Origin of the sequence: Synechococcus sp. R6-10, from assembly GCF_047461815.1 — a bacterium.
Lineage (GTDB): Bacteria > Cyanobacteriota > Cyanobacteriia > Thermostichales > Thermostichaceae > Thermostichus.
Genome location: NZ_JANSHW010000140.1, coordinates 1 through 6,721 on the forward strand (window position 1 = coordinate 1; position 6,721 = coordinate 6,721).

A 6,721-nucleotide genomic window follows, 5' to 3' on the forward strand; every position below is an offset into this window, starting at 1 on the left:
CGCTCTACACCATCTCCCGCCGTCAGCTAGCCTTTCGCGAGATTCCCTATGGGGGATTGTTTTTTGGGCAGGTGCTGCGTACTCGCCGCTTCGAGGTGGTGGTGGAAGAGCGAGAAAAGCTGGATGAAGATGGCAACTTCTACATTGAAGAGGTGCGGGAGCGCCAGTTTGAGATGGAAATTGGCGATGAGACCGGAGTCGTCTATCGTGTGCGGGCCAAGGACGATCCCCGCTACAGGCGAATTGTCAAAAAGCAATCGGTGCTCGGGTTGGTGAAAGCCTATTCCCGCGATTTGCAGCGCCGGCCCACCTTGAGCGAGGTCTATGTGGTCAAGCTGGGGGAGTGGGTGGGAGATGTCTCCTATCTGGATCGGGAGGCTTTTTTGGATATGGCAGATGAGCTGTTGGAGCTACATGCCCAAGGACAAGCTTGATCCCCTGGATCCCTGGTGTTCTCTGGGATGGAGGGGAAGGGATCCCTGCCTTTTTATTCTGAAACCTAAACGGCTGCCTATCCGGGAGCGCCGCTTTTAACGCTGGGTTAGCCGCATTATTGTACTGGCCAGGGGTAGGGTTGGGTAGTTTACTGTGGACTGGCGGGAGCTTTAAACTGAGGGCTGTAAGCCAAAAACAACTGCCATGGGCGATCCTCTCACCCCCCAAGTTAGCGAGCGCATCTGCAAGCACATGAACGAAGATCATGCCGATGCAATAGCCCTCTACGCCAGGGTCTTTGGCCAGGTGGAAGGAGTTACCCAAGCCCGCATGCAGGCCATTGACCCGGAAGGGATGGACTTGCGGGTGCAGGTCGACGGGGCCGTACAAACGCTGCGGATCCGCTTCGACCACCCCCTGCGGGACTCCGAGGACGCCCATCAAACCTTAATTGCCATGGTGAAGCAGGCTCGCGCTCAAGTTAAACAGGCTACAAAGTGATGAGAGATACAGTTGAGGCTTAGCTGGCCTGCTGTAGGAGCAGATCCAACTGGCCGCGAGCCTCTAGCGCGTAAAGATCGTCGCAGCCGCCGATATGCTGGTCGTTGATGAAAATTTGCGGCACCGAACGGCGGCCGTTGGCCCGCTTGGCCATTTCCGCCCGTGCTGCCTCGTCTCCATCGATGGCGTACTCGATATACTTCACGCCTTTGCGATCCAGCAGTTGCTTAGCCCGGATGCAGAAGGGACAAAAACGCCAGGTGTAAATCTCAACAGCCATAAGTAGGGTAACAAACGCTTTCACACACCTTAACATTTCCATAGGGCTGGGATCCCCTTCTTTCCAGACCTGAAATTGTCTGTCGTCAATGATCTAATTCGCTTCCTTCCAGTTGTGGCCAATTTGGATATCCACCACCAGCGGTATGGAGAGGGGCACTGCTCCTTCCATTTCCCTTTGGATCAGCGGTTTTAGGGCCTGCCATTCCGAGGGATCCACCTCAAACACCAGCTCATCATGCACTTGCAGGAGCAAGCGGGAACGAAAGTTCTGCAGCTTTTGCCGCAGGCGCACCATTGCTACTTTGATAATGTCCGAGGCGGATCCTTGAATGGGAGCATTCACAGCTGCTCGCAATTCCGCTTGTTTGCGATGGCCTGTCAGACGAGACAAATTGGGAAAATAGCGACGGCGACCCAAGATCGTTTCCACATAGCCATGCTTTTCCACAAAGGCTTCGGTGGAGCGCAGGTAGGCGAAAATACCGGCGTAGCGCTCGTTAAATCGCTGTAAAAATTGCTTGGCTTCCGACAAAGAAACCCCCGCAGTGCGGGCAAAGCGCTGCGCTCCCATGCCGTAGATCACCCCATAGTTGATCGTTTTGGCCAGGCGGCGTTCTTCGCTGGTTATTTCCTGTTTTTCCAGGAGCAGGCGGGCGGTCAGGGTATGCACATCTTCCCCTGAGCGAAAGCCTTCCAGCAAGGCAGGTTCTTGGCTGAGGTGGGCCAAAATGCGCAGCTCAATTTGAGAGTAATCTGCTGCCGCCAATAGCCATCCCTCTTGGGGAATAAAAGCTTGTCGAATCCGGCGACTGAACTCGGTGCGAATGGGAATATTTTGCAAGTTGGGGTTTGAGGAGCTGAGCCTGCCGGTGGCAGTAACGGTTTGGTTAAAGTCGGTGTGGACTCTGCCGGTATCGCTTCTTACCAGGGCAGGCAGAGCATCCACATAGGTCGATTTCAGCTTGGCCAAGGTGCGGTATTGCACGATGGTTTCGATGAGAGGATGATCCCCCTCTAGCTTTTCTAAAACTGAGGCATCAGTGGAATAGCCGGTAGCCGTTTTGCGGGTTTTGCGAATGTCCAATTTCAGCTTTTCAAAGAGCAGGGATCCCAGTTGCTTGGGAGAATTGAGGTTAAAGGTTTCTCCAGCCTGGGCATAAGCTTTCTGCTCCAAACTTTGCAGCTCTTGTTCCAGCTCTTGGGAAAATTGCCTCAGAAACTCGGTATCAACGCGAATGCCGATCCACTCCATCTCTTCCAAAACTTGGGCCAAGGGCAGCTCGACTTGAATAAAAAGATCCCACAGGCGTGGATCGGTTTTCTGCAGCTTTTCGGTGAGGATTGGCACCAGACGATAGGCACAATAGGCGTCGGTTCCACAGTATTCTGCAACTTTGGAAATCGGGATATCGGCAATGGACTGTTCCTTGCCCAGCAACTTTTTGTAGCTGGTGGTTGGCAAACCCAAATGGGTAGCTGCCAAATCGGCCAAATTGTGGCTGGCTTCTGGATCCAAAACGTAGCTGGCCAACATGGGATCAAATCGGATCCCTTGCAGGCGGATCCCGTGGGCGCGGAAAATGCTCAGGTCGTACTTACAGTTTTGTAGGCTTTTGGGTCGGTTGGGATCTTCCCAAAGGGGTTGCAGGCTTTGTTTCACCAGCTCCCAATCCAGGTTGGATCCCTGGCGGTGGCCGATGGGCAAGTAGGCGATATCTCCCTCTGACCAACAACAGCCGATCCCCACCAATTGGGCATCCCGTGGATCTAGACTGGTGGTTTCAGTATCCCAAGCTACAATCCCTGGGCAGGCCAGCAGCTCTTGCCGCAAAAGCTCCAGTTGCTCCGGCGTATCGATGATGCGCACCGCCGGCAGAGAAGGGACGGGATCGAGGGCAAAATCAAACCATAGGGCTTCGTCAGGAGCGTTTGCGGGATCCCCGGTGGGATTAAAAGCGCCAACCACCTCTGCCTCGGTTGGGATCCCCCCCAAAGCCGTTTGTATTTTGCGCACTTGGGCGATGAAGCTGTGAAACTCCAATTTTTCCAGCAGCGGCAGCAATTCTGCTTGATCAAACCCGGTTAATTTCATGCTCTCCCAGTCGGGAGAAAGAGGAACGTCGCATTTGATCCGAGCCATAAATTGCGAGTGATGGGCCGCCGGGATCCCTTCTTTGAGGTATTGCTGGACTTTTCCTTGGATCTCGTCCAGGTGGTCGAAAATTTCATCCAAACTGCCGTAGCGCTCCAGCAGCTCCACAGCTCGCTTGGGGCCGATCCCTTTCACCCCGGGAATGTTGTCAGAAGGGTCACCACAGAGGGCCTTATAATCCACCACCTGCCAAGGCCAGATGCCCAATTTTTCTTTCACTTGTTCGGGGCCAAACTCGCTGATGCGATCTTTGCTGTTGAGGTGCAAAACCCGAACTCTTCCATCGGTATCGATCAACTGGAACAGATCTTGATCGCCACTTAAGATCTGCACCCGGTAATCTTGGGGGGCTAGCCTACTGAGGGTGCCCAAAATGTCATCGGCTTCAAAACCAGGCACCACCAAAATCGGGATGCGTAGTGCCGTCAACACCTGCTTCAGGTTCTCCACATCTTCGATAAACTCCGGTGGCGTTTCCGGGCGGCCTGATTTGTAGGTTTCGTCGGCCTCGTGGCGAAAAGTGGGCTGCCGTGTATCAAAGGCAACGGCTACATGGGTAGGGGTGTATTTGTCCAAGACTTCTAACAGCGATTTCAAAAAGCCAAAGCTGACGCTGGTGGGGATCCCAGTGGAAGTGCGCAACCCCCCCTCGCGGCTGTAGGCAAAGGCGTAGAAGGAGCGATAGGCCAGAGAGTGACCATCCACCAGCAGCAGTGTTGGAGTTTGCCAAGCCATCAGCTGATACCTTGAGGGTGAATCTAGCCTATCGGATCTGGGCTATGGGCAGAAGGGATCCCACATCCATCATCGGCCTCAAGAACTCAGCAAGAGCGCCCGGCGGTCAACAGGACGGGATTCCAATTCCAACTTCTGTGACCCGGCTACGGCAAGATCCAAAAAGCCATCGATAGGCCCGCCACCCCTGTCTGTTTTGTTAGCTACAATGCTCATGCCCATTTTTTCAATTTATTGGCTTGATCGGCAACACCTCAATTTGCCAACCCAACTGATCACCCAAAGCATTGGCTTCTGGTTTTGGACAACATACAGCTCACCACAATGCCCTTCTCTTCTCGGCAAATCCTGCCCCCATCCCTCTACCCACCCCTGCACTGGGGCCTCAAGACTCTCTTTCCCGACGGCCTGTGGGAGCTGCCGGCAGATCCCCATACCCAGCGGGTGGCCCTGACGTTTGACGATGGCCCTCACCCCGAGTACACTCCGGCTTTGCTGCAGGTTTTGATGGATTTTCAGGTGTCGGCCACGTTTTTTGTGTTGGGAGAACGGGTGCAGCGCTGGCCCCACCTAGCCCGTCAGATCCGCCAACAAGGCCACCGCATTGGCCTTCACGGCTGGCAGCATCGCTCCTTCACCCAGCTTGCCCCTGACGAACTTCAACAGAGCCTGAAGCGCAGCCAAGCTGCCCTGGTGGCTGCCTGTGGCGGGATCCCTGACGATTATCGGGCTGTGCGCCCGCCCAATGGCTTGTTTTGGCCGCAGACGCTTGCGGATTTGCGCCGTTGGGGCTTTTGTCCGGTGATGTGGAGCGTGGTGCCTGAGGATTGGCTGATCCCACCGGTATCGGTGGTAGTGGAGCGGGTGCTGGCCCAGGTGCGGCCTGGCTCCTTGATCGTGCTGCACGATGGGGTACAAGGAGGAGCCCAAGTGGCTGAGGTGACGCGGCAGTTGATCCCAGCTTTGCAGGAGCGGGGATTTGAATTTGTCCACTTGCCGGATCCCTGGGATCTTTCCAGTCAGGGAGAAAGTTAAATACAGTAGAGGCACGCACAAGCAGGAGGGTCAGGCCATGGGCGCACGCAAGATTATCTACGGCATTTTTGGGCAACGGGCCGGCAGCGTCATCGTCGGAACTTGGAACTGGCTGTGGGGGATCCCGGTGGAGAAAGGCGGCACAGGGGCGGTGATGGTGGCGGAAGAATCCCTACGCACGATGCAGGAGACGGTTCAGCGTCTCACGGAAGCCGTTGCCACCCAAGTGGCTGCCTATCAGCGGGCTGAGCAGAAGTACATGCAAAAGGTGCGGGAGTACCAGGCCCTGGAGAACAAGGCTCGCCTGGCCGCCCAACGGGGCGATCAAGAGGCTGCCCGCCTGGCTATGTCCCAAGCGCTGCAAATTGAGGCCATTCTCGGCCCCCTCAAGGAGAACGTGGAAACTGCCGAGCGCTACGTCAACGCCGCCAAGCAAAAGCTGGCCCGCGAGAAAGAGCGATTGGCCGCTTACAAGAGCGAGCTGAGCAACCTCAAAGACATCAACGAGGTGAACCAAGCTCTGGAGCAGATGACCCGCGTCAACAACTCCTACAACATCGACTCGGCCAAGTCCCAATTTGAGGCGGCAAAGAATGCTATCCAGGCTCGCCAGCTCAAATCCCGAGCCATGAGCGAACTCTCGGAAGATCGCAGCGAGCAGATTGCTGCCCAACTGGATGAAATGGCCATGGACGATGAAATCTCCCGCCGCTTGGCAATGCTCACCGGCCAAGGAGGTGCCCAGGCCAACCTGCCGCTACCGGATCTGGATTTCGAGAAGCGGCTCCCCCAATAGCGGCAGTTGCTTCCAAGCTTGGGGATCCCTCGCTTTTCAACCCACGTCGGCAACCCCGCTGCTAAGTTGCAGGGGGAGTTTTCCGTTGGGAATTGACGGTCAATGGGCTAGAGGGAGTGCGCTCGTACTAGGATGATAAAGGAACAATAGGCAACCCATCTGAGGAGAGGATCCCAGCAATGTCAGCAGCACGAGGCGGGCATTCTGCCCGATCAGGCCTGTGGCCCACTTACGCAACCAGCCCGTGGCTGTCTAGAGCGCTGTTGCTGCTCTGTGTCTGCCTCAGCTTGGTGGTCGGTGCCTGTTCCGCAGGCTCTAACCTACGGGCCTACAGGGATCCCAGCGGAGCCTTTGCTTTTGCCTACCCCAATGGCATGGTGGCGGTCAATCTTGGGCCGGGAAAAGGGCCGGTGGTACTCCTGCGCGACCTGGTGTACGAGACCGAGAACGTCAGCTTGATGATCGCCCCATTTGACAAAGGGGAGACGATTGCCGATCTGGGCAGCCCGGATGAGGTGGGGCAGTTGGTGGCGGAGAAGATCATTGCTCCTGAGGGATCCGGTCGCTCGGCCAAGCTGTTGTCTGCCGAAGCCTTTGAGCGGCAGGAGCACCCCTATTACCTGCTGGAATACCAAACCGATATGGGATCCCAGCTTCGTCACGAGGTGGTGACGGTAACCGTTCGGCACCATCGCCTCTACACGCTGACAGCCTCTACCCAGGAATCCCGCTGGCCTCAGGTGCAAGCTGCCTTTAGGAACGTGGGCCGATCTCTGAATGTTTCC

Annotated in this window: 6 protein-coding genes and 1 pseudogene; 5 read left to right on the top strand and 2 right to left on the bottom strand. The window is 56.0% G+C overall.

All coding sequences use genetic code 11. The features are described from left to right. Positions 1-434, top strand: a pseudogene (locus NW837_RS04525) (hypothetical protein); the annotation flags it as partial. Between the two features lie 205 nt (positions 435-639). Next, positions 640-936 (top strand): DUF2470 domain-containing protein, encoded by a 297-nt coding sequence (locus NW837_RS04530; protein ID WP_011431796.1) that lies wholly within the window; start codon positions 640-642, stop codon positions 934-936. A gap of 19 nt (positions 937-955) precedes the next feature. Here NW837_RS04530 and grxC read toward each other — a convergent pair whose 3' ends face one another. Together grxC and polA are read right to left on the bottom strand one after the other, a co-directional pair. Next, positions 956-1,216: a glutaredoxin 3 gene (grxC, locus tag NW837_RS04535; protein ID WP_414329447.1), complete on the bottom strand. Its 261-nt coding sequence runs from the start codon at positions 1,214-1,216 to the stop codon at positions 956-958. A gap of 93 nt (positions 1,217-1,309) precedes the next feature. After that, positions 1,310-4,105: a DNA polymerase I gene (gene polA / locus NW837_RS04540; protein ID WP_414329448.1), complete on the bottom strand. Its 2,796-nt coding sequence runs from the start codon at positions 4,103-4,105 to the stop codon at positions 1,310-1,312. A 324-nt stretch (positions 4,106-4,429) separates the two neighbouring features. Between polA and NW837_RS04545 the strand changes: the two genes are divergently transcribed. From NW837_RS04545 to psbP, 3 genes are all read left to right on the top strand, one after another. Next, positions 4,430-5,140 carry a polysaccharide deacetylase family protein gene (locus tag NW837_RS04545; RefSeq protein ID WP_414329449.1) on the top strand — a complete coding sequence of 237 codons (711 nt, stop codon included), beginning with the start codon at positions 4,430-4,432 and terminating at the stop codon, positions 5,138-5,140. Between the two features lie 37 nt (positions 5,141-5,177). Continuing rightward, the gene (locus tag NW837_RS04550) at positions 5,178-5,936 is read left to right on the top strand and encodes a PspA/IM30 family protein (RefSeq protein ID WP_414329450.1); all 759 of its coding nucleotides are present in this window, start codon (positions 5,178-5,180) and stop codon (positions 5,934-5,936) included. A 263-nt stretch (positions 5,937-6,199) separates the two neighbouring features. Continuing rightward, the coding region (gene psbP / locus NW837_RS04555; protein ID WP_414329451.1) for a photosystem II reaction center PsbP at positions 6,200-6,721 on the top strand (522 nt) is incomplete at its 3' end.

What these genes read in the sequence shown, in the direction of transcription:
- NW837_RS04530 (WP_011431796.1), top strand. Translation starts at nt 640, where the DNA reads ATGGGCGATCCTCTCACCCCCCAAGTTAGCGAGCGCATCTGCAAGCAC.
- grxC (WP_414329447.1), bottom strand. Translation starts at nt 1,216, where the DNA reads ATGGCTGTTGAGATTTACACCTGGCGTTTTTGTCCCTTCTGCATCCGG.
- polA (WP_414329448.1), bottom strand. Translation starts at nt 4,105, where the DNA reads ATGGCTTGGCAAACTCCAACACTGCTGCTGGTGGATGGTCACTCTCTG.
- NW837_RS04545 (WP_414329449.1), top strand. Translation starts at nt 4,430, where the DNA reads ATGCCCTTCTCTTCTCGGCAAATCCTGCCCCCATCCCTCTACCCACCC.
- NW837_RS04550 (WP_414329450.1), top strand. Translation starts at nt 5,178, where the DNA reads ATGGGCGCACGCAAGATTATCTACGGCATTTTTGGGCAACGGGCCGGC.